The following is a 24722-nucleotide window of genomic DNA, read 5'->3' on the forward strand; positions in this document are numbered from 1 at the left end:
GGGGACGGGTCGCAACCATCGGACTAGGAGGTTCGCCCCCCGGAGGAACGGCGTCGTGCACTAAGGTTTACGATGCTTAGCCGAGCAAAGGTTCTGCCGGCACTGCGACGGCGGGCCGCGCAGCGGCGAGCGGAAGGCGGTCAGGTGGCTAAACCGAATGCCGGCGCCGTGGGCCGTGCCGTCAAGCGGGCTTGGATACCGCTCGTGTTGGTGGTCGTTCTGGCGGTCTCGGCATTGGTCGTGTCTCGGCTGCACAAGATCTTCGGCTCCCAGGACCTCAACGCGAATGCCGGCAAGGGGATCGAGATCGTGCAGTTCAACCCGAAGGTCGTCGTCTACGAAATCTCCGGCCCACCGGGCGCCACCGCCAACATCAACTACTGGGACGAGAACGCGAACACGCATCAGGTCAACAACGTCCCGCTACCGTGGTCTTTCGCGATCTCGACCACCCTGCCGTCGGTGAGCGCGAACATCATGGCGCAAAGCGACGGCAGCCGGATCAACTGCAAGATCATCGTCGACGGCGTGGTCCGCGACCAGCAGAACTCCGACGGCCATAACGCTCAGACCTTCTGCCTGGTGAAGTCCGCATGACCGACATCAACAAGACCGAACGCGACTTGAGCGCGGCCGATACCGGCCCGATCGGCACTCGGGGCCTGTCCAAGGGCCTGTCCAAGGGCCTGTCCAAGGGCCTGTCCAAGGCCGAGCGCGGCCACCGGCCCTACCTTCCCCATGCGATCCGCATCTTCGCGGTGCCGATCATCCTGGTCTGGGTGTTCGTGACGGCCCTGGTGAACGTCATCGTTCCCAGCCTGGAAAAGGTCGGCGAGGCGCATTCCGCGCCGATGACACCGCTGGACGCGCCGTCCATGAAGGCGATGATGCGCCTGGGCCATAACTTCCACGAATTCGATTCCAACAGCACGGTGATGATCGTCCTGGAGGGTCAGCAACCCCTGGGCCAGGACGCACATCAGTACTACGACAAGCTGATTCGGCAACTCCGCCAGGACCCCCAGCACATCCAGCACATCCAGGACTTCTGGGGAGACCGGCTCACCGCCGCGGGGGCGCAGAGCGCGGACGCCAAGGGCGCCTACGTCATGATCAACCTGGCCGGTAACCAGGGCACCACGCTGGCCAACGAGTCGGTGGACGCAGTCCGCAAGGTGATCGACGACAACAAGGCACCCCCCGGCGTGAAGGCATACGTCACCGGTCCCGCGGCCCTGTCCGATGACATGCACATCATCGGCAACGCCAGCCTGGCCAAGATCACGCTGTTCACCCTGGGCGCGATCGCCATCATGTTGCTGCTGGTCTACCGGTCGATCGTCACGACGCTGGTCCAGCTGTTCATGACGTTCGTCGCGCTGTTGTGCGCGCGGGGGGTCGTCGCGGTTCTGGCGTATCACAACGCATTCGGGCTCACCACGTTCGCCGCCAACATCCTCACCATGCTGGCGATCGCGGCCGGGACCGACTACGGGATCTTCCTCGTCGGCCGCTATCAAGAGGCGCTGCGGGCCGGTGAGGATCGAGAAACCGCCTACTACACCACATTCAAGGGAGTCGCGCCGGTGGTGTTGGGGTCCGGCCTGACCATCGCCGGCGCGACATATTGCCTGAGTTTCACCCGGCTGCCGTGGTTCAACACCATGGGCGCCCCGGTGGCGATCGGCATGCTGGTCGTGGTGTTGGCCGGGCTCACGCTGGGCCCCGCGGTGGTCTTCATCGGCAGTCGCTTCCACTTCTTCGAATCCAAACGGGCGGTGAAGAGAAGCGGGCTCTGGCGGCGGGTGGGCACCGCGGTCGTGCGTTGGCCCGCACCGGTTTTGGCCGTCAGTGCCGCCGTCGTCCTGGTCGGCATGGTCGCGCTGCCGAGCTACAAGACGAGCTACAACGACCGCTATTACCTGCCGACCTCGGCCCCGTCCAATCTCGGGCAGACGGCCGCTGACCGGCATTTCTCGCAGGCCCGGATGAATCCCGACATGTTGATGATCGAGTCCGACCACGACATGCGAAACCCGGCCGACATGCTGGTGTTGGACCGGGTGGCCAAAAACGAGATGCGCACGCTGGGCATCGCCATGGTCCAGGACATCACCCGACCGCTGGGCATCCCGATTCAGCACAGCTCGATACCGTTTCAGAACAGCATGCAGAGCCAGACGACCATGCAGAACATGTCCTTCCTCAAGGACCGCATGGCCGACATCCTCAAGATGGCCGACGAACTGCAGGTCCAGATCAACTACACCGAGCGGTTGTATGCGATCACCAAGGACCTCTCGAGCGCCGCCGACGACAGCGCCAAGACGACGGAGGAAACGTCGCGGATCACCGATCAATTGCGCGATCACATCGCCGATTTCGACGACATGTGGCGGCCGATCAAGTCGTACTTCTATTGGGAAAAACACTGCTACGACATCCCCATCTGCTGGTCGATCCGGTCCCTGTGGGACTCGCTGGACGGATTCGACGATCTCGCCGGGAAATTCCACGAACTTTCGGCCGACATCAACCGCACCGCCGAGGCCACCCACGAGATGCTGGTGATCATCCCGACGATGATCGCCACGCTGAAGACCACCAGGGGCATCACGCTGACGCTGTACCAGACGTTCTCGGCGATGCTCAACCAGATGGACGCCATGAGCAACACGGCCGTCGTCATGGGGCAGAGCTTCGACGCGTCGAAGAACGACGACTTCTTCTACCTACCGCCGGAGGCCTTCGACAACCCGGACTTTCAGACCGGACTGCGCATGTTCCTGTCACCCGACGGTAAGTCCGCGCGGTTCTTCATCACCCATCAAAGCGATCCCATGACGCCCGAAGGCATCTCGCGCGTCGATGCGGAGCGCACGGCCGCGCAAGAAGGGCTCAAGCAGTCGTCGCTGTCGGACGCCCGGGTGTTTCTCGGTGGAACCGCCCCCACCTTCCGGGACATGGCCGACGGCGAGAAATACGACCTGATGATCGCGGTGATCGCGTCACTGACGCTGATCTTCATGATCATGCTGCTGCTGACCCGAAGCGTGGTCGCCGCGCTGGTGATCGTCGGCACCGCGGCAAGTTCGATCGCCGCGTCGTTCGGGCTATCGGTGCTGATCTGGCAGGACCTGTTCGGCATCAGGATCCACTGGATCGTGATGGCGCTGTCGGTCATCATCCTGCTGGCCGTCGGCTCCGACTACAACCTGCTGCTGGTGTCCCGGTTCCGGGAAGAGATCCACGCCGGGCTCAAGACGGGGATCATCCGGTCGATGGCCGGCACCGGTGGGGTGGTGACGGCGGCCGGCCTGGTGTTCGCGTTCACCATGGCGTCGATGCTGGGCAGCAACCTGCGTGTGCTGGGCCAGTTCGGGTCGACGGTGTGCATCGGTCTGCTGCTCGACACGTTGATCGTGCGGACGCTGCTGATGCCGTCGATCGCGACGCTGCTGGGGCGGTGGTTCTGGTGGCCGCAGGTCGTGCATCCGCGCGGTGACAACGCCCGGCGGGCGGTGACCGCTCAGGTTTCGGGCTAGCTGTCGGACACAGCCTCGGGCAGTTCCAGGCACACCGCGACGGCGCCCGCGCCGACGTGCAGCGCGAGCACCGGTCCCAGCGGGGTGATGATCGCCGGCTCGCACGCGGGCAGCCGCGCGGCCAGCGCCGCCGCCACCTCCTTCGCGCCGTCGGGGTTGGCGACGTGGTGCACCGCCAGGGCGGCCGGGCCCTCGCCGACGGCCTCGCAGACCCGCTCGATCATCGCCGCGGTCGCGTGGGTGACCGTGCGGACCCGTTGGGCCAGAACGAGTTTGCCGTCGTCGATGCGTAGCAGCGGTTTGAGGGCCAGCGCGGTGCCCAGCCACGCCTTGGCCCCGCCGATCCGCCCGCTGCGACGCAGGTTGTCCAGCCGGTGCACCACCACGAACGCCCGGCCCCGCGACACCGCCGAACCCGCGGCGCCGGCGACGGCGTCCAGGTCGCCGCTCGCGGCGGCCGCACGCGCGGCGGCCAGCGCGACGAAGCCCGTGCCCATCGCGGTCGACCTGGAGTCGATGACCCGCACGTGCGCGTCGAGGTCGGCGGCCGTGCGCTGGGCGGCGGCGTAGGTCCCCGACAGCGCCGACGAAAGATGCACCGCCACAACGCCGTCGCCGCCGCTGTCGGTTAGCGCCTGCTGATAGGCGTTGGCCAACTCGGCCGGGGTGGCCGCCGCGGTGGTGGCGTTTTGCTTGTAGATGTCCTCGGGAATGTCGTCCACGCCGTCGCGCAGGTCGTGGCCGTCGAGCAGGATGTGCAGCGGAACGACGCGGATAGCCCACTTGTCGAGCAGCTCGGCGGGCAGCCGCGACGACGCATCGGTCACCACCATGACAGTCACGAGCGCTACCCGCGGGGTATTCCGGTTTCGGCCAGCGCCTTGAGCATCAGCTCCGCGACCGCCCGGTGGGCCTCGAAATTCCAGTGGATGCCGTCGGGGTTGCCGCGCCCGCTCATCACCTGTTCGGCCACAGCGGCTTTGAGATCCACCAGCGGAATATCGTGTTGCAGCGCCCAGTCGGTGATCGCGGTTACGGTCCCCGCCCGGCCGCGGTGAGCCCTGCCGTACGTCTCGGCGATGTGCACCGACGGCAACGACGCCACGATCGGGATGCCTGGTCTGTTGAAGTCGATTGCGCCGCGCGTCATTTCGAGATACTCGGCGGTGAGGTGCGGCGGCAACGCCGACCGGGCCACCGGCGAGAGCCTGGGCTGCAACCAGCCGTAGCCGTCGCGGGCCCAGCGCCGCAGCCAGGGCGGGCGCACATAGCGGATCAGCTCACGCACCGCGGTCGGCAACACCGACGGCAGCGAATCCATCCCGCTGGTCGCGAAGATCACCGCGCCCGCCCGCGGCAGCGCCGCCCACGCGCGCGGGTCCTGCGTCGCCGCCCACCACACGTCGCGACAGGTCCAACCGATGCGGCCGATCAGCTCCACATCCCACCCCAGTTGTTCCGCAACGAGATTGGGCCAAATGCGCGGATCGTCGGCGGGCAGCCCCCCGGCGGGTCCGTAGTAGGACAGTGAATCGGCGAATATCAGCAGCGTCGGCCGGGGTTCAGAGGACATCGTTCGCAACCTGCGCCGAGGCGTTCCACACGTCGAGGCGCCAGCGGATGCCGTCGAGATCGGCGCGATCATCGGAGTGGCCGGACAACTGCACCCAGCTCGCGTTGCCCATGCCGCCCAGGATCGGCCAGCTGGCCACCGGAAGTCCCAGCAACGCGGCCGACAGCGCGGCGATCAGCCCGCCGTGGGCGACCAGCACCACTGGCCGATCCGCGTGGTGGGGGTGGCCCCATTCCGGCTCACCGGACACCAGCTCGGCGATCAACGGCAGGCTCCGGGCGGCCACGTCGACGCGGCTCTCCCCGCCGTGCGGCGCCCATGTTGCGTCCTCACGCCACGCCAACCGGGCGCCGGGCGCCTCGGCGTCGATCTGGGCGTGCGTCAGGCCCTGCCAGTCGCCGAGGTGCGTCTCACGGATCCGGTCGTCGGCCCGGATCTCCAGGCCGGTCCGCTCCCCCAGCTTGACCGCCGTGTCGTAGGCGCGCCGCAGATCCGACGAGACGATCAGCAGCGGTTGCAGCTTGCCCAGCACCTCGGCCGCGGCGACCGCCTGCGCGCGGCCCAGTTCGCTGAGCTGGGTGTCAAGCTGGCCCTGCATCCGGCTGCCGAGGTTGAAATCGGTCTGGCCGTGACGCAACATCACCAGGCGTCTGATTGTCATGGCGCGTCCAGGTCCACCGGCACCGTCGGGCAGTCGCCCCACAGCCGGTCCAGGGCGTAGAAGTTGCGGTCGTCCTGATGCTGGATGTGCACGACGATGTCGCGGTAGTCCAGCAGGGTCCAGCGTCCTTCCCGGGCGCCCTCGCGCCGCGCCGGCTTGTAGCCCGCCCTGCGCATCTTCTCCTCGACCTCGTCGACGATGGCGTTGACCTGCCGCTCGTTGGACGCCGAGGCGATGACGAAGCAGTCGGTGATGACCAGCTGGCCCGAGACGTCGATGACGATCACGTCGTTGGCCAGTTTCGAGGCGGCCGCGCCGGCGGCGACGGTCGCCATGTCGATCGCTTCCCGGGTGGCGCTCACGGTGCCCCCTCGCCGCCGGGCTTGGTGTACAGCCGGCGCTTGGAGACGTACTGCACGACGCCGTCGGGCATCAGGTACCACAGCGGACGGTGCTGTTCGGCGCGCCGGCGGCAGTCGGTCGACGAGATCGCCAGCGCCGGGATCTCGACCAACGTCAACGCGTCTTCGGTCAGCTCGCCCAGCACGCCGGTGATGTGTTCGCGCCGCAGCTCGTAGCCGGGCCGGCTGACGCCGATGAAACGCGCCAGCGCGAACAGCTCGTCCCAGCCCTGCCAGGACAGGATGGACTCCAGCGCGTCGGCGCCGGTGATGAAGTACAGCTCGGAGTCGGGGTTCAGCTCCCGCAGGTCCCGCAGCGTGTCGCGGGTGTAGGTCGGTCCGGCGCGGTCGATGTCGACCCGGCTCACCGAAAAGCGCGGATTGGACGCGGTGGCGACCACCGTCATCAGATAACGATCCTCGGCGGCCGAGACGCTGCGCTCCTTCTGCCAGGGCTGACCGCTGGGCACGAACACCACTTCGTCGAGGTCGAACAGGTCGGCGACCTCGCTGGCGGCGACCAGGTGGCCGTAATGGATGGGATCGAACGTCCCACCCATCACTCCCAGCCTGCGCAGCCGCTTTTGCACGATGTGCCAGCTTACTTGAGGCGGCGAACGCCTCCGATTCCGCAGCTAGCGACCCAATTCGCGCCGAGCCTCACACCGGCAGCAGCTGGTCGATCACCGCGGCCAGTTGCTTGGCCGAGCGGCACTCGTGCATGGGGATGACGTCCTGGTAGCGCGGCACGGCGGAGTCGCCGCTGCCCCACAGGTGTTTGGGCTCCGGATTGAGCCAGTGCGCGTGCCGGCTGGCGGTCACCATGTCGGCCAGCACGTCGATGGCGGGGTCGCGGTAGTTGGTGCGCCCGTCGCCCAGCACCAGCAGCGAGCTGCGCGGCGACAGCGCGTTCGGGTGCGCCTGCAGGAACGAGACGAACGCATTGCCGTAATCGGAGTGCCCGTCGCGGCTGTAGACGCCGGCCTCCCGGGTGATCCGCTGGATGGCCACGGCCAGGTCGGCCTCGGGGCCGAACATGTGCGTCACCTCGTCGGTGGTGTCGATGAACGCGAACACCCGGACCCGCGAGAACTGCTGCCGCAGGGCGTGCACCAGCAGCAGGGTGAAGTGGCTGAACCCGGCGACCGAACCCGAAACGTCGCACAGCACCACCAGTTCCGGGCGCGCCGGGCGGGGCTTGGCCAGCACCACGTCGATCGGCACCCCGCCGGTGGACATGGACTTGCGCAGCGTCTTGCGCAGGTCGATCGTCCCGGCGCGCGAGCGCCGCCGGCGCGCCGCCAGCCGGGTGGCCAGGGTGCGGGCCAGCGGCGCCACCACCCGTTGCATCTGGCGAAGCTGCTCACCGGAGGCGCGCAGGAACTCGACGTTCTCGGAAAGCTGTGGGATGCCGTACATCTGGACGTGGTCGCGGCCGAGCTGCTCGGCGGTGCGGCGCTTGGTCTCGGCGTCGACCATCTTGCGCAGCTGGGTGATCCGCTGCGCGGCAAGCGCTTTGGCGATCTGCTCCTGGGTGGGTGAGGGCTCGTCGCCGTAGGGGGCCAGCAGCCCCGCCAGCAGCTTGCCCTCCAACTCGTCCAGCGCCATCGCCTTGAGCGCCTGATACGACGAGAACGACGGGCCGCGGCTCGAACTGTATTTGCCGTAGGCCTCCACGATCCGCGCGATCATCGCGACCAGCCGCTCGTCCATGTCGGCGAGCTCGGGGTTGTCGGCGAGCAGGTCCAGCAGCATCTGGCGCATCGCCTCGACGTCGTCGGCAGGCAGGGGCGCGTCGCCGGACTCGTCGGCTTCGTCTTCTGTCACTACCGCCCTTGGTCCCAGCGCCGCGGGAAACCACAGGTCGAACATGGCGTCGTAGGTGTCGCGGTGATCGGGGCGGCGCAGCACCGCGCAGGCGATGCCCTCGCGCAGCACCTCGCGCTCTGCCAGCCCGAGGGCCGCCATCACCCGCCCGGCGTCCACGGTTTCCGACGGCCCCACCGAAATCCCCGCTCCGCGAAGCGCTTCCACGAAGCCGACCAGGTGGCCCGGCAGCCCGTGCGGGGCCAGGGGTCGGCTGGGACGGATGCGGCGGACGGCCATCTAGTTCAGCCTGAGCTCACCGGCCGCGCGCTGCTGGTCGGACTGGTGCTTGAGGACCACGCCGAGCGTCTGGGCGACCACCGCGTCGTCGATGGTGTCCAGGCCCAGCGCGAGCAGGGTGCGACCCCAGTCGATCGTCTCGGCGATGGACGGCACCTTCTTCAGCTGCATGCCGCGCAGCACGCCGATGATGCGCACCAATTCCTCGGCCAGGTGCGCCGGCAGCGCGGGCACCCGGGACAGCAGGATGCGCCGCTCGAGGTCGGGGCTGGGGAAGTCGATGTGCAGGAACAGGCAGCGACGCTTGAGCGCCTCGGACAGTTCCCGGGTCGCGTTGGAGGTGAGTACCACCAGCGGGGTCCGCTCGGCCGTGATGGTGCCCAGTTCGGGGACGGTAACGGCGAAATCGGACAGCACCTCGAGCAGCAGCCCCTCGATCTCGATGTCGGCCTTGTCGGTCTCGTCGATGAGCAGTACCGTCGGCTCGGTGCGCCGGATGGCGGTCAGCAGCGGGCGCTGCAGCAGGAATTCCTCGCTGAACACGTCGTCCTTGGTCTGATCCCAGTCGCCGGAACCGGCCTGAATGCGCAGGATCTGCTTGGCGTGGTTCCACTCGTAGAGCGCGCGCGCCTCGTCGACGCCCTCGTAGCACTGCAGGCGCACCAGGCCCGAGCCGGTGCCCTGGGCGATGGCGCGGGCCAGCTCGGTCTTGCCGACGCCGGCCGGGCCCTCGACCAGCAGCGGCTTGCCGAGCCGGTCGGCCAGGAACACCGCCGTCGCGGTGGCGGTGTCGGGTAGGTAACCGGTCTCGGCCAGCCGTCGCGAGACGTCGTCGATGTCGGCGAACAGCGGCGCGGGCCGGGCAGGCACACTCACGATCTCGGTTCTCCTAGCGCTTTGGAAGCATTGAGGCGGATGTCAGGCCGGGCGGGTATGCCCGTCTCCCCACGCGATCCACTTGGTCGAGGTCAATTCCGGCAATCCCATCGGGCCGCGCGCATGCAGCTTTTGCGTCGAGATGCCGATCTCGGCGCCGAACCCGAACTGCTCGCCGTCGGTGAACGCCGTCGACGCGTTGACCATCACCGCGGCGGAGTCGACGCCGTCCGTAAATCGTTGAGCCGCAGCCATGTTCGTCGTGACGATGGCCTCGGTGTGCCCGGTTCCGTACTCGTTGATGTGGTCGATCGCGGCGTCGACGCCGTCGACCACCGCCACCGCGATGTCCATCGACAGGTATTCGCGGCGCAGTTCGGCCTCGTCGGCGCTCAGGTGCACCGTCACCCCGGCGTCTTGCAGGACGCCCACCAGCCTGGGCATGGCCTCCCCGGCGATCGCCGCGTCGACCAGCAGCGTCTCGGCCGCGTTGCAGACGCTGGGCCGGCGCGTCTTGGAGTTCAGCAGGATGCGTTCGGCCACCTCCAGGTCGGCGGCCTCGTGCACGTAGACGTGGCAGTTGCCGACACCCGTCTCGATGGTGGGCACCTGCGCGTCGCGCACCACCGCGTCGATCAGGCCGGCCCCGCCGCGCGGGATCACCACGTCGACCAGGCCGCGGGCCTGGATCAGGTGGGTGACCGTGGCGCGATCGCTCGATGACAGCAGCTGCACCGCGTCGGCGGGCAGGTCCTCGCTGACGAGGGACGCGCGCAGCACGTCGACGAGGGCCTGATTGGACTTCGCGGCCGACGAACTGCCGCGCAGCAGCACGGCATTGCCGGACTTGAGCGCCAGGCCGAAGGCGTCCACGGTGACGTTGGGCCGGCCCTCGTAGATCATCCCGACCACGCCGAGCGGAACCCGCTGCTGGCGCAGGTGCAACCCGTTGGGCAGGGTGTAGCCGCGCAGCACCTCGCCCACCGGGTCGGGCAACCCGGCGACCTGCCGCAGTCCGGCCGCGATCCCGTCGACGCGAGTGGCGTCCAGCGCCAGCCGGTCGAGCATCGCGGTCGGGGTGCCGGCGGCCCGGGCGGCCTCGAGGTCTTCGGCATTGGCGGCGAGGATGCGCTCGGTGTGGGCACCGATCGCGTCGGCCGCGGACTGCAGCGCCACGTCCTTGGCGACGGTCGGCAGCAACGCCAGCGAGCGGGCGGCGACCCGGGCGCGGCGCGCGGCGTTGTGCACCTCCCGGCGCAGGTCAGGACGCGATGGTGCTTGCAGACTCATTGAACCAGGGTATCGGTCCGCGGCCGGCCGAGTTGGGCTGCCCCTGCACCGAACGCCTCGCGGGGCGCGTCAGCCTACCAGCTCGCCGCGGCGGGCCTTGCGCACTTTGCTCTGTCGCTCGTTGAGGATGTGCCCGAAGTTCTGCAGCAGCAACGGTTCTCGCATCACGAGGTGTTCGAGGTTTTCGCGATCGATCATCAGCGCGGTGACCTCTTCGAGCGCGTAGGCGCTCGCGGTGTTGGGTTGGCGGGTCAGCGCGGTCAGCCCCAAAAACGTGCCCTCGGCGAGCGTGGTGATGGGCACGACCGACCCGTCGTCGGCCGTCGCGGTCAGTTGCACGCGCCCGGCGATCAGGAAGGTCATCCCCTTGGGCACCTCGCCGGGGTACTCCACCGTTTCGTCGGCGCCGTAGCGGACGAGTTTCGCGCAGGAATACAGCGCCCGCTGCTCGTCGGCGTTGAGCCGTAGCGCGGGCGCCACCACGGTGCGCACCGCCTTCTCCACACGTTCGGCGGTCGCAAAATCGTCGTCGCTGTTGTCGAGGCGCAACTCTTCGCGCCGCGCCGCATACCAGATCCAGCGCAGGAACGTCGCGCGCGCGGCGCTGTCGTCGGCGGGTGAGTTCAGCCCGATGGAGGTGCGGTACTCGCCGCCGCCGAGGGGCACGGTGCGGGGCACGCTGTCGCTCCTGAGTTGCGGTAGCCCCAGCGCGACGCGCGAGAGGACGGCGCACACCCGCTCGGGGGCGTCGGCGGGCGAAAAGGTGGTCGTGACCGCCAGCTTGTGGGTGCCCGGGGGCCTGCTGAGGTTGGTGAACGCCGTGGCGGCCAGCACCGAGTTCGGCGTGACCCGCATCCCGTCGCCGGTGTCGATGTGCACGGCCCGCCAGTTCGCCTCGACGACCCGCCCCCGCGCCGTACCGGTGTCCACCCAGTCATTGAGCCGGAAGGGCTGCTCGAAGAGCATGAACAGCCCGGACACGATCTGGCCGACGGAGTTCTGCAGCATCAGGCCGATGACGACCGACGTGACGCCCAGCGCGGTGAACAGGCCGCCGACCCGGACCCCCCAGATGTAGGACAGGATCAGCACCAGGCCCACGCCGATCAGCGCGAAGCGTCCCACGTCCAGGAAGATCACCGGAAGCCGCTTACGCCAGCTGTCTTCGGGCGCGCCCTCGAACACCGTCGCGTTGAGCCCGGACAGCAACAACACCAGCACCAAAAAGCCGAACACCGTGGTCAGCAGCCGGACCGGGACGTCGCCGGCCGGGATCTGGGAGGCCTTGACCAGCAGCAGCAACAGCGCTCCGAGCGGCACCAGGTAGTTGCGCAGCAGGCCCACCTGACGGGCCAGGCGGCTGTTGCGGCGGGCCAGCGTGTGGTGCAGCTCGGTGAGAAAAATGAGCGTGACCGGAAGGCCGACCGCAATGCCGACCGCCCAGTAGAACCACGACGAGTGAAAGGCGTCCATCATCGCTCCGACAACCGGTACATGGTCTGGTCGGCGCCGCCGACCGAGATGGTGCCGGCGGGCGTGAACTGCCGCACGTCGCGCATCGCCGCGTACACCTGCGTGCTGACGTAGATGCCGGGCTGCGGTGCGCCCCGGTGTATTTGGTAGGCCAGGCTCACCGCGGCGCCCCACATGTCGTAGACGAGGCTGGACCGGCCGACCAGGCCGCTGATGACGGTGCCGGTGTTGATGCCGACCCGCAGGCCCAGCTCGTGGCCGGTCTGGTTGTTGAACCGCTCGATGACGTGTCGCATCTCGATGCCGAAGTCGACGCTTCGGTGAATGCTGTCCAGCCGCGGCGAGATCACCCCGCAGGTGGCGAGGTAGCCGTTGTGGAACGTGCGGATGCGTTCGACGCCAAGGGTTTCGGCCGCGGAGTCGAACTGCCGGAACAGCTCGTCGACGATGCCCACCAATTCGTCCCCGGGAAGTTCGTTGGAAAGCTCGTCGAGACCGACGATGTCGGCGAAGATGACGGCGACGTCCTGGTGCTTTTGCGCGATCGTCGACTCCCCCTCGCGATAGCGCTGGACGATCGACTCGGGCATCAGCGCCAGCAGCAGGCGATTGTTTTCGCCGCGCTGCTGGTTGAGCAGCTCCTCCTTGATTGCGAGGTTGCGGCTCATCTCGTTGAAAGCCGCGGTGAGGTCGCTGATTTCGTCACGCGCCATCACCGGGATGTTGACGTCGTAGTCGCCGGAGCTGATCTTTCGGGTGCCCTCCTCGAGGCGCCGGACCGGCCGCACAGCCGCTTGCGCGATCAGCATCGAGGCCACGCAGATGGCGAAAACCAGTGCGGTAACCGCGATCACGAGGGTCTTGCTGAACCTGCCCAGTCGCGCGAAAGCATCGGAGTCGTCACGCGTCGCCAGCACCGACCAATGCAGGTCGGAGTTCGGAATATCCAGTGGAGCATAGGCTTCCAGTTCTCTGTTGCCCGTATAGTCGGTGGAGCTGATGGTGCCGCTCTCGCCGCGCTGGGCGGCCCTGAGGCCCGCTGTGCTCACCGGTTGTACCAGCGTCGTGCCACCCAGCCGGATCACCTTTTCCACGATGTCGGGCGGGGTGCCCGCGGCGATGGCATCGCGCTTGTACTGCTGCGGGTCTTCCAGGAATTCCCGTGAGTCCGAACGCATCAGGTCGTCGGGGCCTACCAGGTACGTCTCGGTCGCCGCACCCATGCCGCCGGCTTCCCAGCGTTTGTCGGCGGTCATGATCTTGTTGATCTTCGCGGTCGGCACCGGCAAGGCCATGACACCGTCGATCTTGCCGTTCATCCCGACGGGCGATACCACCCACGCCGTGGGCGCGTCCAGCGCCGGCTGATACGGCTGAAAGTCGGTGATCCAGACGAAGTCTACGTCGTTGGAGCGCAACGCCTTTTGGTAGGCGTCCCGCAGATTGGACTCGCGATAGGGGCCGGTGAGAATGTTGGTCCCGAGGTCGGGCCCCTTCATGACGGAATAGACGACATTGCCCTGCAGGTCCAGCAGCAGCGCGTCGCGATAGTCGAAGCGGGTGACGATGCCGCGCAAATAGAAATCGAAGCGCGCGTTGGCCGCCGACCACGCGCTGCCGTCGCCGGCGTCGGCAACGGGCAGCGAGTCGTTGGTGGCCCGGGGCGGCGCGGTGTAGTACGCCTGCAGGTATCGCTGCGCCGGCGAACTCGGCAGGACCGCGTTGAGGTCGATGACGTTGCCGGTCGCCCGCTTGATCGGCTCGAGCATCTGCTTCTCGTAATAGTCGACCAGCGACTGCTGCTGAGCCGGGCTGATCGTCGCGGTGGCCAATTGATTCAGTCCCCCGGTGAGCGCCGCCGTCGCCTCGGTGGCGCTGAACCCGCCGCTGTAGACGACGAGCGAATTCGTCACCTCGCGGAAAAGCGCCTGGATCTGGCGCTTCTGCGATTCGCGCAGCTCGATCAACCGCTCGGCCTCGACTTGCCGCAGCGCGTTGCGACCGGACACCGCCCCGATGAGGCCGATCACCCCGACCCCGAGGATGCCCGACAGCAGCATCGCGACCAAGATCTTGGACTGGATGCCGAACCGGAAACGGTGCCATAGCAAAGGCCGCCGCACGCTCCTGAGAGTCTTTTCGGCCGGGGCGGATTCCGGGGCGGATTCGGGAGCGGTGGGCGGCAAGATACTCCCGGTATTTTCAGCGGCGCGTTCGGCGTCTTTCAGCTCGCTCGATGTCAATCGCCTTTCCCTTCCCGTTACGGGATTTAGCACCGATTAGGCAGCAGAGTAACGCGCGAAGATCACGAAAATGGCGATTGCAGCAAAAGGATTAGCCAAAAAGGTTGACCCAGCAGACTACCGTCGGGGCCATGGCGCGGGTCTGCGTGGTCGGCAGCGTGAACATGGATCTCACGTTTGGCGTGGGTGTTCTGCCACGGCCGGGCGAGACGGTGCTCGCGTCGTCGTTGACCACCGCGCCTGGCGGCAAGGGCGGCAACCAGGCCGTGGCCGCGGCGCGCGCGGGTGCGCGCGTGCAGTTCGTCGGCGCGGTCGGCGACGACGCGGCGGCCGCCCGGTTGCGGGCCCACCTGCACGCCAACGGGGTTGGGCTCGACGCGACGGCGGCGGCGCCGGGGCCGAGCGGCACGGCGGTCGTGCTCGTCGATGCCGGCGCCGAGAACGTCATCGTGGTGGCCCCCGGCGCGAACGCGCGATTGACGCTGGATGCCGCCACGCGCGGCGTGATTGCCGACTGCGATGTGCTGTTGACCCAGTTGGAGATTCCCGTTTCCACGGCGGTGGCGGCCGCGCGCACGGCCCGCGCGGCCGGAGCGGCCGTCATCGTCAATGCCTCACCCGCGGGCGGCGAGCGCGGCCGCCTGGCCGAGTTGTCGGCCGTCGCCGACGTGGTCGTCGCCAACGAGGCCGAGGCCCGGGAATGGCCGTGGCGGCCAACCCACTTGGTGATCACCCTCGGAGCGCGCGGGGCCCGCTACGTGGGCGCCGACACCGAGTTCACCGTCCCCGCACCGGCTGTCGACGCGGTGGACACCGCGGGCGCCGGCGACGTGTTCGCCGGGGTGCTGGCCGCCAACTGGCCGCGCGACCCGGGCGCAGGGGCCGAGCTGCTGACCGCGCTGCGGCGGGCCTGCGCCGCCGGCGCGTTGGCGACGCTGGCCCCGGGCGCGGGCGACTGCGCGCCGCGCGCCGCGGTGATCGACGCGGCGCTGCGGAAGGCCTTTCAGTGACCAAAGCCTTGCGGTAACCTCGCTGGCCATGACTTTGGTCATGGGAAAGGTCATGGGAACCTGTATGCCGGCAACGGCGGCCGCCGACATGGCCCTCGTACTCTTCGCGATATTCGGCGTGCTCGGGTTCGGCTGGCGCAGTTGGCTGCAGTATCGGCGGACCGGCTCGACCGGCTTTCGCGGCATCAGCGCCGGCGGTTGGCTGGAACGCATCGCCGGCGTCGGCTTCGTGGTGGCGCTCGCGGTCGCGGTGAGCGCGCCGATCCTGCAGGAGACCCAGGTCGTTGCACCGGTCCGCCTGCTCAACCAAATCTGGATCCAGACCCTCGGCATCGTGGTGGCAACGGTCGGCATCGCGGCCACGGTGTACGCGCAACTGGAGATGGGCGATTCCTGGCGGATCGGCGTGGACACGACTGAGACGACGACGCTGGTGCATACCGGCGTGTTCGGCCGGATCCGCAACCCCATCTACACCGCCATGTTCACGTTCGGCATCGGTATCGCGCTGGTGACACCGAATGTCGTTGCCGCGGCAGGCTTTATCCTGCTCGTCACCACCATCGAGCTTCAGGTCCGCCGCGTCGAGGAGCCGTACCTGTTGCGGACGCACGGCGAGGCCTATCGCGAGTACACCGCGGGCGTGGGGCGGTTCGTCCCGGGCGTCGGCCTCATTCGTTAATCCTCGGGGACCTCACGCTCGATTTCGTCGAGCCAGATGCGCGCGGACATGTCCGACGGCGCACGCCAGTCACCGCGCGGCGACAGCGCGCCCCCGTGCGACACCTTGGGCCCGTTGGGCAGGGCCGAGCGCTTGAACTGACTGAACGAGTAGAAGCGCTGCACGAACACCTGCAGCCAGTGCCGAATCTCCTTGAGCGAGTAGGACGGCCGCTTGTCCTCGGGGAACCCGGGCGGCCAGTTACCCTGCTCGGGGTCGCTCCACGCGTGCCACGCCAGGAAGGCGACCTTCGATGGCCTGAACCCGAAGCGCAGTACGTGGAACAGCGAAAAGTCCTGCAGGGCAAAGGGCCCGATTTTGGCCTCGCTGCTTTGCAGCTCTTCCTCTTCCCCGCTGGGAACGAGCTCCGGTGTGATCTCGGTGTCCAGCACCGACTGCAGCACCTCGCACACGTCGGATTCGAATTGACCCGACGAGATCACCCACCGGATCAGGTGCTGCATCAGCGTTTTGGGCACGCCGGCGTTGACGTTGTAGTGCGACATCTGGTCGCCGACCCCGTAGGTCGACCAGCCCAGCCCCAGCTCGGAGAGGTCGCCGGTGCCCAGCACGATGCCGCCGCGCTGGTTGGCCAGCCGGAACAGGTAGTCGGTGCGCAGGCCGGCCTGTACGTTTTCGAAGGTGACGTCGTAGACCTTTTCGCCGCGCGCGAACGGATGGTCGATCTCCTTGAGCATCAGCTGCGCGGTCTCGGTGATGTCGATTTCGGAGAAGGTGACGCCAAGCGCGCGGCACAGCTCGATCGCGTTGCGCTTGGTGCGATCCCCGGTCGCGAACCCGGGCAGGGTGAATGCCAGGATGTCGCTGCGCGGGCGCTTCTCGCGGTCCACGGCTTGCGCGGCGACGATCAGCGCGTGCGTCGAGTCCAGACCGCCGGAGATCCCGATGACCACCTTCGGATAGTCCAGTGCGCGCAGCCGCTGTTCGAGCCCGGCGACCTGGATGTTGTAGGCCTCGTAGCAATCCTGTTCCAGGCGTTGGGGATCGGCGGGCACGAACGGAAAGCGCTCGATCTCGCGGCGCAGCCCGATGTCACCGCGCGGCGGGTCGAGCCGGAACTCGATGCGCCGGAATGACTCCGCCGACGCGCGGTGGTGGCGCCGGTTGTCGTCGAAGGTCCCCATCCGCAGCCGTTCCGAGCGAAGCAGCTCCAGGTCGACATCGGCGACGCTGCGCCGCTCCCCCTTCGGGAAGCGCTCCGAGCAGGCGAGCTGCACGCCGTTTTCCCACACCATGGTCTGGCCGTCCCAGGCCAGGTCGGTCGTCGACTCGCCCTCGCCGGCTGCGGCGTAGATGTAGGCGGCCAGGCACCGCGACGAGGCCGAACGGGCCAGCAGGCAGCGGTCCTCGGCGCGGCCGATCGTGATCGGGCTGCCGGACAGGTTCGCCAGCACCGTCGCGCCCGCCAGGGAGGCCTCCGCGCTGGGCGGGATCGGCACGAACATGTCTTCACAGATCTCCACGTGCAGGACGAAATCGGTGAGGTCGGACGCGGAGAACAGCAGGTCGGGACCGAACGGCGCCTCCCGATCGCCGATGCGGATGGCGCCGCGCTCGTCGTCGCCGGGCGCGATCTGGCGGCGCTCGTAGAACTCGCGGTAGGTGGGCAGGTACGACTTGGGCGCCACGCCCAGCAGCACGCCGCGGTGGATGATCGCGGCGGCGTTGTAGATGCGATGCCGGTGGCGCAGCGGGGCGCCGACGACCAACACCGGCAACAATTCCGCCGACGCCGCGACGATGTCGGCCAGGGCGCGTTCGACGTCGTCGAGCAAGAGATCCTGCAGGACGATGTCCTCGATGGAGTACCCACACAGCGTCAGCTCCGGGAAGACGGCAACCGCGACGCCGTCGTCGTGGCATTCGCGGGCCAGCCGCAGCACCGACTCCGCGTTGGCCGCCGGATCGCCGATCGTGGTGTGGTGCGTGCACGCGGCGACGCGGACGAAGCCCTGGCGGTAGCTGTTGTAGAAGTCCTTGAAAGAGCCCATCCCTCCCATTGTCGCCTGCCGGTTGTCAACTCGTCATCGCCGGGTATCCCCAACCGCATGAGCGATACCGCAGTCGTCGTGGTCGACATGATGAACACCTATCAGCATCCCGACGCTGAAGATCTGATACCCAATGTCGAGAAAATCATCGACCCCCTGTCCGACCTGGTCCGCCGCGCCCGCGATGCCGGCGGCGTCGACCTCATCTACGTCAACGACAACTACGGCGATTTCACCGCGCAGTTCTCCGGCATCGTCCGCTCGGCGCTCGATGGGGCGCGGCCCGATCTGGTCAAGCCGATCGTCCCGCCCAACGACTGCCGCGTGCTGACCAAGGTCCGCCACAGTGCGTTCTACGCGACGGCGCTGGCGTACCTGCTCAACCGGCTGGAGACCAAGCGGGTGATCGTGACCGGCCAGGTCACCGAGCAGTGCATCCTCTACACCGCGCTCGACGCCTACGTGCGCCACTTCCCCGTGGTGATCCCGACCGACGCCGTCGCGCACATCGACGCCGAGTTGGGCGGCGCGGCGCTGAAGATGATGGAACAGAACATGTCCGCCGAGCTGACCACCGCGGCCGACTGCATGGGCTGAGCCGGTATTTCGCCGATCAGCCGGATCTGCCGGCGTGACCGTCGGCGCCGGAGTCGCCGGTCAGGCCGTCGGCACCGGCGATGGCGTCGTTACCGGGGTTTCCCCGCGTTCCCGGCTCGCCGCCCACGCCGCCAGCACCGCCCGGCCCGCCGCTGCCCGCGGCGCCACCGGCGCCCGGAGTGCCCGCATGACCGAACAGCCCGGCCGCCCCGCCGGCACCGCCGTTGCCGCCGTTTCCACCGGTGCCGCCCACACCACCGTCTCCGCCCGTGCCACCGTTGCCCGCGTGGCCCAGGTATACGGAAACGTGAGTCGGGTCGGAGTCGCCGCCCTGGCCGCCCGGGCCGCCGGAGGCTCCCATGCCGCCGTCACCTCCGATACCACCGATGCCGCCGGCGCCGCCGTCACCGAACAGCACGCCGCCCCGACCACCGGTGCCCCCGGCCCCGCCCGTGCCACCACCACCACCCGGCGCGCCGACACCGCCGGTACCGCCGGTTCCGCCGGCGCCGCCGATCGTGCCGAACCCCCCGGGACCTCCGGGACCACCGGCGGCTCCTGTGCCGCCGGTGCCGCCCTGCCCGCCGGGGCCCCCGGCGCCAAAGCCACCATTGTCAAGAGGCACCCCCGCGCCGCCGGTGCCACCCTGGCCGCCGGGCGCACCGGCACCGCCGGTCCCCCCGGGACCGCCGGCGCCTCCCCCGGTAACGCCGGTTGCCCACGCCTCGCCGCCTTGACCGCCGTCGCCACCGGGGGCGCCCGGGCCACCGTTGCCCCCGGCGCCGCCGGTGCCACCGATAGCCGGGCCCTGCACCGGCGAATCCTCGGTTCCGCCGAAGCCGCCAGAGCCACCGTTGCCGCCGGCGACTCCGGCGGCGCCATTGTCACCGGCCGAACCGCTGTAGCCGTTGCCCGCCGTGTTGTTGGCGCCAGTACTGCCCGCGCCCGCCCTGGACACGCCGTCCCAATTCTCCGACGGGTTGACACCGGCGGCGCCGGCACCGCCTTGGCCGCCCTGTCCGCCGTGCCCGCCGGACCCCCACAGCCCGGCATTGCCACCGGTGCCGCCCATGCCACCGAAGCCACCGCCCAGCGCGGTGCCACCAATCCCTCCGTTGCCACCGTTGCCATACAGGAAGCCGCCGTTGCCACCGGCCCCGCCGACTGCCCCGGGCCCTCCCAGCCCGCCCGCCCCGCCGTCGCCGATCAGTCCGGCGGACCCGCCCGCACCACCGCCGATCCCGGCGGCGGTGCTGGCACCACCGGCGCCGCCGTTGCCGTACAGGATCCCGCCGGCCCCGCCAGCCTGCCCGACCCCGTTGACCGTCGCCCCGGCCGCGCCGTCGCCGATCAACGGCCGCCCCAGAAACGCCTGCGTGGGCGCGTTGATCACCCCCAGCAAGCCCCGCTCGATGGTCTGCAGCGGTGACGTGTTCGCGGCTTCGGCGACCGCATACGAACTCCCGGCGGCGTTCAGAGCTTGCACGAACTGGGCATGAAACGCTTCCGCCTGCGTGCTGAGGTCCCGGTAGGCCCGGCCGTAGGAGGAGAACAACTCCGCGATGCTCGCGGACACCTCGTCGGCCGCCGCGGGTAGCACCGCCGTGGTGGGACTCGCGGCCACACTGCCGGCCGCGCTGATCGTCGAGCCGACGCTCGCCAAATCCGTTGCCGCCGCTGACACCACGTCACTTGTCACGCTGAGAATCGACATCGCCACCCTTCGGTCGACGGGCTGATTTTCAACGGATGGTACCCGGGTCCTCCCGCGGCCATGGTCGCTTCGCCCCAACGGCGATAAGCGCTTACCCTCGAGGCTATGGAATCCCCGGAGCTGGTCTGGCTGCTGGCCGGTCGCCGGGTCGCGGTGTTGACGGGGGCGGGGATCTCGACCGACTCGGGCATTCCCGACTATCGGGGACCGGATTCGCCGCCGAGCAATCCGATGACCATCCGCCAGTTCACCTCGGATCCGGTGTTCCGGCAGCGCTATTGGGCGCGCAACCACGTCGGGTGGCGCCACATGCACGACACGCTGCCCAACGCCGGACATCGGGCGCTGGTCGCGCTCGAGCGCGCGTCGGTGGTGACCGGCGTGATCACGCAGAACGTCGACCTGTTGCACACCAAGGCCGGCAGCCGCACCGTCGTCAACCTGCACGGCACCTACGCGCGGGTGGTCTGTCTGGGCTGCGGTCACGGGATGAGCCGCGCCGCGCTCGCCGAACGGCTCGAGGCGCTCAACCCGGGATTTATCGAGCGCGCCGAGGTGTTGGGCGGGCTGGCGGTGGCCCCCGACGCCGACGCCGTCATCGCCGACACCGCGTCGTTTCGGTATCTCGACTGCCCGGTCTGCAGCGGCATGCTCAAGCCGGACATCGTCTACTTCGGCGAAAGTGTGCCCAAAGACGTTGTGGCGAAGGCGTATTCGGTTCTCGATGGAGCCGACGCGCTGTTGGTGGCGGGCTCGTCGCTGGCCGTGTTCTCCGGGTACCGGTTCGTGCGGCACGCCGCGGCGCGGGGCGTCCCGGTCGCCATCGTCAACCGGGGGCCCACCCGCGGCGACGACCTGGCCACCGTCAAGGTGGACGGCGGCTGCTCGGAATTGCTGACTCTATTGGTTACGGAGCTAGGCGGGGCGCTGGCCGGGGCAGTCTAGAAGTTGCAGAGCATGCTGCGGAAAGCGTGGATGAAATTGCCTGCCACATAAGACGGTTCGCCCGCCTGGATGTCCGGCAGCTGTCGCAGCAACTCGCCGACGATCGCCCGCAGCTGCGCGCGGGCCACGTGCGCCCCGAGGCAGAAGTGCACCCCCGGCGTCCTACGACGCCGAGCTCGCCGAGGCGCTGTCCCAAATCATTTGGCGCGCCCTGTATCTCATGCCGATGTTGCCCGACTGATAGCGCGCCACCTACCGCGAGCAGACGCAGAATCGCATGTTCGAAGAACGAATCGTGCGATTCTGCGTCTGCTCGCCGTTAGACGGCGACCAGGTCGTCGGCATGCACGGCGGGCCGGCGCAACTCACCGGGCAGATCGGCGGTCGAGCGACCGATCATGGTGGCCAGTTCGGCGGCGTCGTAGGCCACCACGCCGCGGGCGACCATGGCCGCGTCCGGTCCGTGCAGCTCGACGACGTCCCCGGCGTAGAAGCGGCCCGAGATCGTCGTGATGCCCGCGGCCAACAGCGAGCGGCGTTGCCCCACCACGGCGCGCACCGCGCCCTCGTCCAGCGTCAGCGAACCGGTCACCTCGGCGGCGTAACGCACCCAGAACCGGCGCGCCGACATCCGCTGCGGCCGCGCGGCGAACACCGTGCCGCTCGAGGCGTCGGTGAGCGCGGTCGCGGCGTCGGCCGCGGCGGCCACCAGCACCGGGACCCCGGCGTCGGCGGCCAGCAGCGCCGAGGACATCTTCGAGGCCATCCCACCGGTGCCCAGGTCGCTGCCCGGGCCCGCGACCACGCCGTCCAGATCCGCCGAACCGGACACCTCGGGTATGAAACGGGCGGGTACGGGGCCCCTCGCTTTTCGCGGGTCGGAGTCGTAGAGACCGTCGATGTCGGATAGCAGCACCAACGCCTCGGCGCCGACCAGATGCGCCACCAGCGCCGAGAGCCGATCGTTGTCGCCGAACCGGATCTCGTTGGTGGCCACCGTATCGTTCTCGTTGACGATCGCGACAGCGTGCAGCGCGCGCAGCCGGTCGAGGGTGCGCTGGGCGTTGGTGTGCGAGGCCCGCACGGAGATGTCGTGCGCGGTCAGCAGCACCTGCCCGACCGCGCGGCCGTACCGGGCGAATGCCGCGCTCCACGAGTTCACCAGTGCGACCTGTCCGACGCTGGCGGCGGCCTGTTTCGTCGCCAAATCCTTGGGGCGGCGGGACAATCCGAGCGGCTCGATGCCCGCGGCGATGGCACCCGACGACACGATGACGACGTCGGTGCCCGCCTTCATCCGCGCCTCGATGGCCTCGGCCAGCCCGGCCAGCCGGCCGGAGTCGAACACCCCCGTTGGCGTGGTCAGCGCGTTGGTACCGACCTTGACCACCAGGCTGCGCGCGGTCCGGACGGCTTCGCGATGCGCGCTCACGAGGCCCCACCGGTTTCGGGGTCCTGCTGCCGGCGCTGCCGCCGCGCGGCCTTGCGTTCGGCGGCGCCGACGCGATCGCTGCGTTCCAGCCGCGCATCGGTGCCCCGGCCCGACAGCGCAACGTGTTGTCCCGCAGGGGTTTGCGGCTCCCAGTCGAACGTCATCTCCCCGATGGTGACCGCGCAGCCCGGTCGCGCACCCCGCCGCAGCAGCTCCTCCTCGACGCCGAGGCGCGCCAGGCGGTCGGCGAGGTACCCCACCGCCTCGTCGTTGTCGAAGTTGGTCTGGCCGACCCAGCGCTCGGGCCGCGCGCCGGTGACGACGAACCCGCCCTGCCCGTCCGGCTCGACGGCGAAGCCGCTGTCGTCGACGGGAACCGGACGGATCACCGGCCGTCGCGGCACGATCGGCGGCCGCGCGGCGTTGTAGTCCGAGATCATCTGCCAGAGCCCGAAAACCAAGGGCTGCAGCCCTTCTCGCGCGACCGTCGACACCAGGAACACCGGCCAGCCGCGCTCGGCGATCTCGTCGCGGACGAATTCCGCGAGCTCGCGGGCCTCGGGTACGTCGATCTTGTTGAGCACCACCGCGCGTGGCCGCTCGGCGAGGTCGCCCAGGGCGGCGTCACCCTGCAGGGTCGGGGTGTACGCGGCGAGCTCGGCCTCCAGCGCGTCGATGTCGGAGATCGGGTCGCGGCCCGGTTCGGCGGTGGCACAATCCACCACGTGCACCAGCACGGCGCACCGTTCGATGTGCCGGAGGAATTCCAGCCCCAGCCCGCGGCCCTGCGACGCGCCGGGGATCAGGCCGGGCACGTCGGCGATGGTGAAGGTGCGCTCGCCCGCCGAGACCACACCGAGGTTGGGCACCAGCGTGGTGAACGGGTAGTCGGCGACCTTGGGTTTGGCCGCCGAGATCGCCGACACCAGTGAGGATTTCCCGGCAGAGGGGAACCCGATCAGCCCGGCGTCGGCGACCGTCTTGAGCTCCAGCGTCAGGTCGCGGGCCCGGCCCGGCTCGCCGAGCAGCGCGAAGCCCGGGGCCTTGCGTGCGCGCGACGCCAGCGCGGCGTTGCCCAACCCACCGCGCCCGCCGGCAGCCGCCTCGAACCGGGTTCCGGAGCCGACCAGGTCGGCCAGCAGCCGGCCGTTTTCGTCCAGCACGACGGTGCCGTCGGGGACCTTGACTTCCAGGTCGGCGCCGGCGGCGCCGTCGCGGTTGTTGCCCATCCCCTGCTTGCCCGAGGGCGCGGTGATGTGCGGATGAAAATGGAAGTCCAGCAGCGTGTGCACCTGCGGGTCGACGACCAGGACGATGCTGCCGCCGCGGCCGCCGTTGCCGCCGTCGGGGCCGCCCAGCGGCTTGAATTTCTCGCGGCGGACCGACGCGCAGCCGTTGCCGCCCGAACCCGCCCGCGCGTGGACCACGACGCGGTCGACAAACCGAGGCATCGGGATCCTCTCACCCGTCTCGCTCGCCGAACGTGCAGCTACTGCGAGATGTGCCTCGAATTATCGCAGTGGGTGCACGCTCGCGGCGCTCAGTCGGTCGACCCGACGATGCTGACGGTCTTGCGGCCGCGCTTTTCGCCGAACTGGACCGCGCCGGCCTGCTTGGCGAACAACGTGTCGTCGCCGCCCCGCCCGACGTTGGCGCCGGGGTGGAACTTGGTGCCGCGCTGGCGGACCAGGATCTCGCCGGCCTGGACGACCTGGCCGCCGAACCGCTTCACGCCGAGGCGCTGCGCGGCGGAATCGCGACCGTTGCGCGAGCTGGAAGCGCCCTTCTTGTGTGCCATTTCGTCGCCTTTGCTACTTGATTCCGGTGACCTTCAGGACCGTCAGCTGCTGACGGTGGCCCTGACGCTTGTGGTAGCCGGTCTTGTTCTTGAACTTGTGGATCCGGATCTTGGGGCCCTTGGTGTGCTCGAGCACCTCGCCGGTCACCGCGACCTTGGCCAGCGCGGCGGCGTCGCTGGTGACCTTGGCGCCGTCGACGACCAGGGCGACGGGCAGCGTGACGTTGGCACCTGGCTCGGAGTCGAGCTTCTCGACCTTGACGACGTCTCCGACGGCGACTTTGTACTGCTTGCCGCCGGTCTTGACGATTGCGTAGGTCGCCAT

General features: G+C 69.0%; 22 protein-coding genes and 1 pseudogene. 6 read left to right on the forward strand and 17 right to left on the reverse strand.

All coding sequences use genetic code 11. The annotated features are described in order from the left end of the window. Positions 1–168: 168 nt before the first annotated feature. Both AC5Y43_RS13010 and AC5Y43_RS13015 read left to right on the forward strand, forming a co-directional pair. A complete protein-coding gene (locus AC5Y43_RS13010; RefSeq protein ID WP_499973412.1) occupies positions 169–597 on the forward strand; it encodes an MmpS family transport accessory protein in 429 nt (142 codons plus the stop codon). Then, entirely contained in the window at positions 594–3545 is a 2952-nt protein-coding gene (locus AC5Y43_RS13015; RefSeq protein ID WP_499972973.1) for an MMPL/RND family transporter, read from the forward strand. Before AC5Y43_RS13010 ends, AC5Y43_RS13015 begins: the two co-directional genes overlap by 4 nt. On the opposite strand, the gene AC5Y43_RS13020 is transcribed toward AC5Y43_RS13015, so the two are convergent. From AC5Y43_RS13020 to AC5Y43_RS13065, 10 genes are all read right to left on the reverse strand, one after another. Then, positions 3542–4387, reverse strand: coding sequence for a DegV family protein (locus AC5Y43_RS13020; protein WP_499972974.1), 846 nt, complete (start codon positions 4385–4387; stop codon positions 3542–3544). The genes AC5Y43_RS13015 and AC5Y43_RS13020 overlap by 4 nt on opposite strands. Before the next feature lie 5 nt (positions 4388–4392). After that, positions 4393–5118 carry a diglucosylglycerate octanoyltransferase gene (octT, locus tag AC5Y43_RS13025; protein WP_499972976.1) on the reverse strand — a complete coding sequence of 242 codons (726 nt, stop codon included), beginning with the start codon at positions 5116–5118 and terminating at the stop codon, positions 4393–4395. Beyond that, positions 5108–5779 carry a glucosyl-3-phosphoglycerate phosphatase gene (gene gpgP, locus AC5Y43_RS13030; RefSeq protein ID WP_499972977.1) on the reverse strand — a complete coding sequence of 224 codons (672 nt, stop codon included), beginning with the start codon at positions 5777–5779 and terminating at the stop codon, positions 5108–5110. Before gpgP ends, octT begins: the two co-directional genes overlap by 11 nt. After that, the gene (gene rsfS / locus AC5Y43_RS13035) at positions 5776–6141 is read right to left on the reverse strand and encodes a ribosome silencing factor (RefSeq protein WP_499972979.1); all 366 of its coding nucleotides are present in this window, start codon (positions 6139–6141) and stop codon (positions 5776–5778) included. The genes gpgP and rsfS overlap by 4 nt, the downstream gene beginning before the upstream one ends. Next, the gene (gene nadD / locus AC5Y43_RS13040) at positions 6138–6758 is read right to left on the reverse strand and encodes a nicotinate-nucleotide adenylyltransferase (protein ID WP_499973415.1); all 621 of its coding nucleotides are present in this window, start codon (positions 6756–6758) and stop codon (positions 6138–6140) included. The genes rsfS and nadD overlap by 4 nt, the downstream gene beginning before the upstream one ends. Before the next feature lie 82 nt (positions 6759–6840). Continuing rightward, complete coding sequence (locus tag AC5Y43_RS13045) at positions 6841–8286, reverse strand: vWA domain-containing protein (RefSeq protein ID WP_499972980.1); 1446 nt, start codon at positions 8284–8286, stop codon at positions 6841–6843. Beyond that, positions 8287–9162, reverse strand: coding sequence for an AAA family ATPase (locus tag AC5Y43_RS13050; RefSeq protein WP_499972982.1), 876 nt, complete (start codon positions 9160–9162; stop codon positions 8287–8289). Positions 9163–9204: 42 nt separating this feature from the next. Beyond that, a complete protein-coding gene (locus AC5Y43_RS13055; protein ID WP_499972983.1) occupies positions 9205–10452 on the reverse strand; it encodes a glutamate-5-semialdehyde dehydrogenase in 1248 nt (415 codons plus the stop codon). Between the two features lie 69 nt (positions 10453–10521). Next, positions 10522–11925, reverse strand: a complete 1404-nt coding sequence (locus AC5Y43_RS13060; RefSeq protein WP_499972984.1) for a mechanosensitive ion channel domain-containing protein — start codon at positions 11923–11925, stop codon at positions 10522–10524. Further along, complete coding sequence (locus AC5Y43_RS13065) at positions 11925–14168, reverse strand: adenylate/guanylate cyclase domain-containing protein (protein WP_499972986.1); 2244 nt, start codon at positions 14166–14168, stop codon at positions 11925–11927. Before AC5Y43_RS13065 ends, AC5Y43_RS13060 begins: the two co-directional genes overlap by 1 nt. A gap of 131 nt (positions 14169–14299) precedes the next feature. Between AC5Y43_RS13065 and AC5Y43_RS13070 the strand changes: the two genes are divergently transcribed. Both AC5Y43_RS13070 and AC5Y43_RS13075 read left to right on the forward strand, forming a co-directional pair. Beyond that, positions 14300–15178, forward strand: coding sequence for a PfkB family carbohydrate kinase (locus tag AC5Y43_RS13070; protein WP_499973418.1), 879 nt, complete (start codon positions 14300–14302; stop codon positions 15176–15178). A 64-nt stretch (positions 15179–15242) separates the two neighbouring features. Continuing rightward, positions 15243–15860, forward strand: coding sequence for a methyltransferase family protein (locus tag AC5Y43_RS13075; protein WP_499972987.1), 618 nt, complete (start codon positions 15243–15245; stop codon positions 15858–15860). Here AC5Y43_RS13075 and AC5Y43_RS13080 read toward each other — a convergent pair. Beyond that, the gene (locus tag AC5Y43_RS13080; RefSeq protein WP_499972988.1) at positions 15857–17911 is read right to left on the reverse strand and encodes an NAD(+) synthase; all 2055 of its coding nucleotides are present in this window, start codon (positions 17909–17911) and stop codon (positions 15857–15859) included. The genes AC5Y43_RS13075 and AC5Y43_RS13080 overlap by 4 nt on opposite strands. Before the next feature lie 57 nt (positions 17912–17968). Here AC5Y43_RS13080 and AC5Y43_RS13085 point away from each other — a divergent pair, with 57 nt between their 5' ends. Beyond that, entirely contained in the window at positions 17969–18508 is a 540-nt protein-coding gene (locus AC5Y43_RS13085; protein WP_499972990.1) for a cysteine hydrolase family protein, read from the forward strand. Between the two features lie 16 nt (positions 18509–18524). On the opposite strand, the gene AC5Y43_RS13090 is transcribed toward AC5Y43_RS13085, so the two are convergent. Further along, a complete protein-coding gene (locus AC5Y43_RS13090) occupies positions 18525–20222 on the reverse strand; it encodes a PE family protein (protein ID WP_499972992.1) in 1698 nt (565 codons plus the stop codon). A 105-nt stretch (positions 20223–20327) separates the two neighbouring features. Between AC5Y43_RS13090 and AC5Y43_RS13095 the strand changes: the two genes are divergently transcribed. Further along, entirely contained in the window at positions 20328–21167 is an 840-nt protein-coding gene (locus AC5Y43_RS13095) for an SIR2 family NAD-dependent protein deacylase (RefSeq protein ID WP_499972993.1), read from the forward strand. Here AC5Y43_RS13095 and AC5Y43_RS13100 read toward each other — a convergent pair. The 5 genes and pseudogenes from AC5Y43_RS13100 to rplU form a co-directional block, all read right to left on the reverse strand. Next, a pseudogene (locus AC5Y43_RS13100) lies at positions 21164–21322 on the reverse strand (cytochrome P450); the annotation flags it as partial. The gene AC5Y43_RS13095 and the pseudogene AC5Y43_RS13100 sit on opposite strands and share 4 nt — an antisense overlap. Before the next feature lie 164 nt (positions 21323–21486). Continuing rightward, positions 21487–22599 (reverse strand): glutamate 5-kinase, encoded by a 1113-nt coding sequence (gene proB / locus AC5Y43_RS13105; protein WP_499972995.1) that lies wholly within the window; start codon positions 22597–22599, stop codon positions 21487–21489. Further along, complete coding sequence (obgE, locus tag AC5Y43_RS13110; protein WP_499972996.1) at positions 22596–24050, reverse strand: GTPase ObgE; 1455 nt, start codon at positions 24048–24050, stop codon at positions 22596–22598. The genes proB and obgE overlap by 4 nt, the downstream gene beginning before the upstream one ends. Before the next feature lie 89 nt (positions 24051–24139). Further along, the gene (gene rpmA, locus AC5Y43_RS13115) at positions 24140–24397 is read right to left on the reverse strand and encodes a 50S ribosomal protein L27 (RefSeq protein ID WP_499972998.1); all 258 of its coding nucleotides are present in this window, start codon (positions 24395–24397) and stop codon (positions 24140–24142) included. Between the two features lie 13 nt (positions 24398–24410). Next, positions 24411–24722: a 50S ribosomal protein L21 gene (gene rplU / locus AC5Y43_RS13120; RefSeq protein WP_067158787.1), complete on the reverse strand. Its 312-nt coding sequence runs from the start codon at positions 24720–24722 to the stop codon at positions 24411–24413.

It is taken from the genome of Mycobacterium sp. NGS57, assembly GCF_059812405.1.

Excerpts from the sequence above, each read along its gene's own strand:
- AC5Y43_RS13015 (WP_499972973.1), top strand. The coding sequence starts at position 594 with ATGACCGACATCAACAAGACCGAACGCGACTTGAGCGCGGCCGATACC.
- octT (WP_499972976.1), bottom strand. The coding sequence starts at position 5,118 with ATGTCCTCTGAACCCCGGCCGACGCTGCTGATATTCGCCGATTCACTG.
- gpgP (WP_499972977.1), bottom strand. The coding sequence starts at position 5,779 with ATGACAATCAGACGCCTGGTGATGTTGCGTCACGGCCAGACCGATTTC.
- AC5Y43_RS13045 (WP_499972980.1), bottom strand. The coding sequence starts at position 8,286 with ATGGCCGTCCGCCGCATCCGTCCCAGCCGACCCCTGGCCCCGCACGGG.
- AC5Y43_RS13055 (WP_499972983.1), bottom strand. The coding sequence starts at position 10,452 with ATGAGTCTGCAAGCACCATCGCGTCCTGACCTGCGCCGGGAGGTGCAC.
- AC5Y43_RS13060 (WP_499972984.1), bottom strand. The coding sequence starts at position 11,925 with ATGGACGCCTTTCACTCGTCGTGGTTCTACTGGGCGGTCGGCATTGCG.
- AC5Y43_RS13070 (WP_499973418.1), top strand. The coding sequence starts at position 14,300 with ATGGCGCGGGTCTGCGTGGTCGGCAGCGTGAACATGGATCTCACGTTT.
- AC5Y43_RS13075 (WP_499972987.1), top strand. The coding sequence starts at position 15,243 with ATGCCGGCAACGGCGGCCGCCGACATGGCCCTCGTACTCTTCGCGATA.
- AC5Y43_RS13080 (WP_499972988.1), bottom strand. The coding sequence starts at position 17,911 with ATGGGCTCTTTCAAGGACTTCTACAACAGCTACCGCCAGGGCTTCGTC.
- AC5Y43_RS13085 (WP_499972990.1), top strand. The coding sequence starts at position 17,969 with ATGAGCGATACCGCAGTCGTCGTGGTCGACATGATGAACACCTATCAG.
- AC5Y43_RS13090 (WP_499972992.1), bottom strand. The coding sequence starts at position 20,222 with ATGTCGATTCTCAGCGTGACAAGTGACGTGGTGTCAGCGGCGGCAACG.
- AC5Y43_RS13095 (WP_499972993.1), top strand. The coding sequence starts at position 20,328 with ATGGAATCCCCGGAGCTGGTCTGGCTGCTGGCCGGTCGCCGGGTCGCG.
- obgE (WP_499972996.1), bottom strand. The coding sequence starts at position 24,050 with ATGCCTCGGTTTGTCGACCGCGTCGTGGTCCACGCGCGGGCGGGTTCG.
- rpmA (WP_499972998.1), bottom strand. The coding sequence starts at position 24,397 with ATGGCACACAAGAAGGGCGCTTCCAGCTCGCGCAACGGTCGCGATTCC.
- rplU (WP_067158787.1), bottom strand. The coding sequence starts at position 24,722 with ATGGCGACCTACGCAATCGTCAAGACCGGCGGCAAGCAGTACAAAGTC.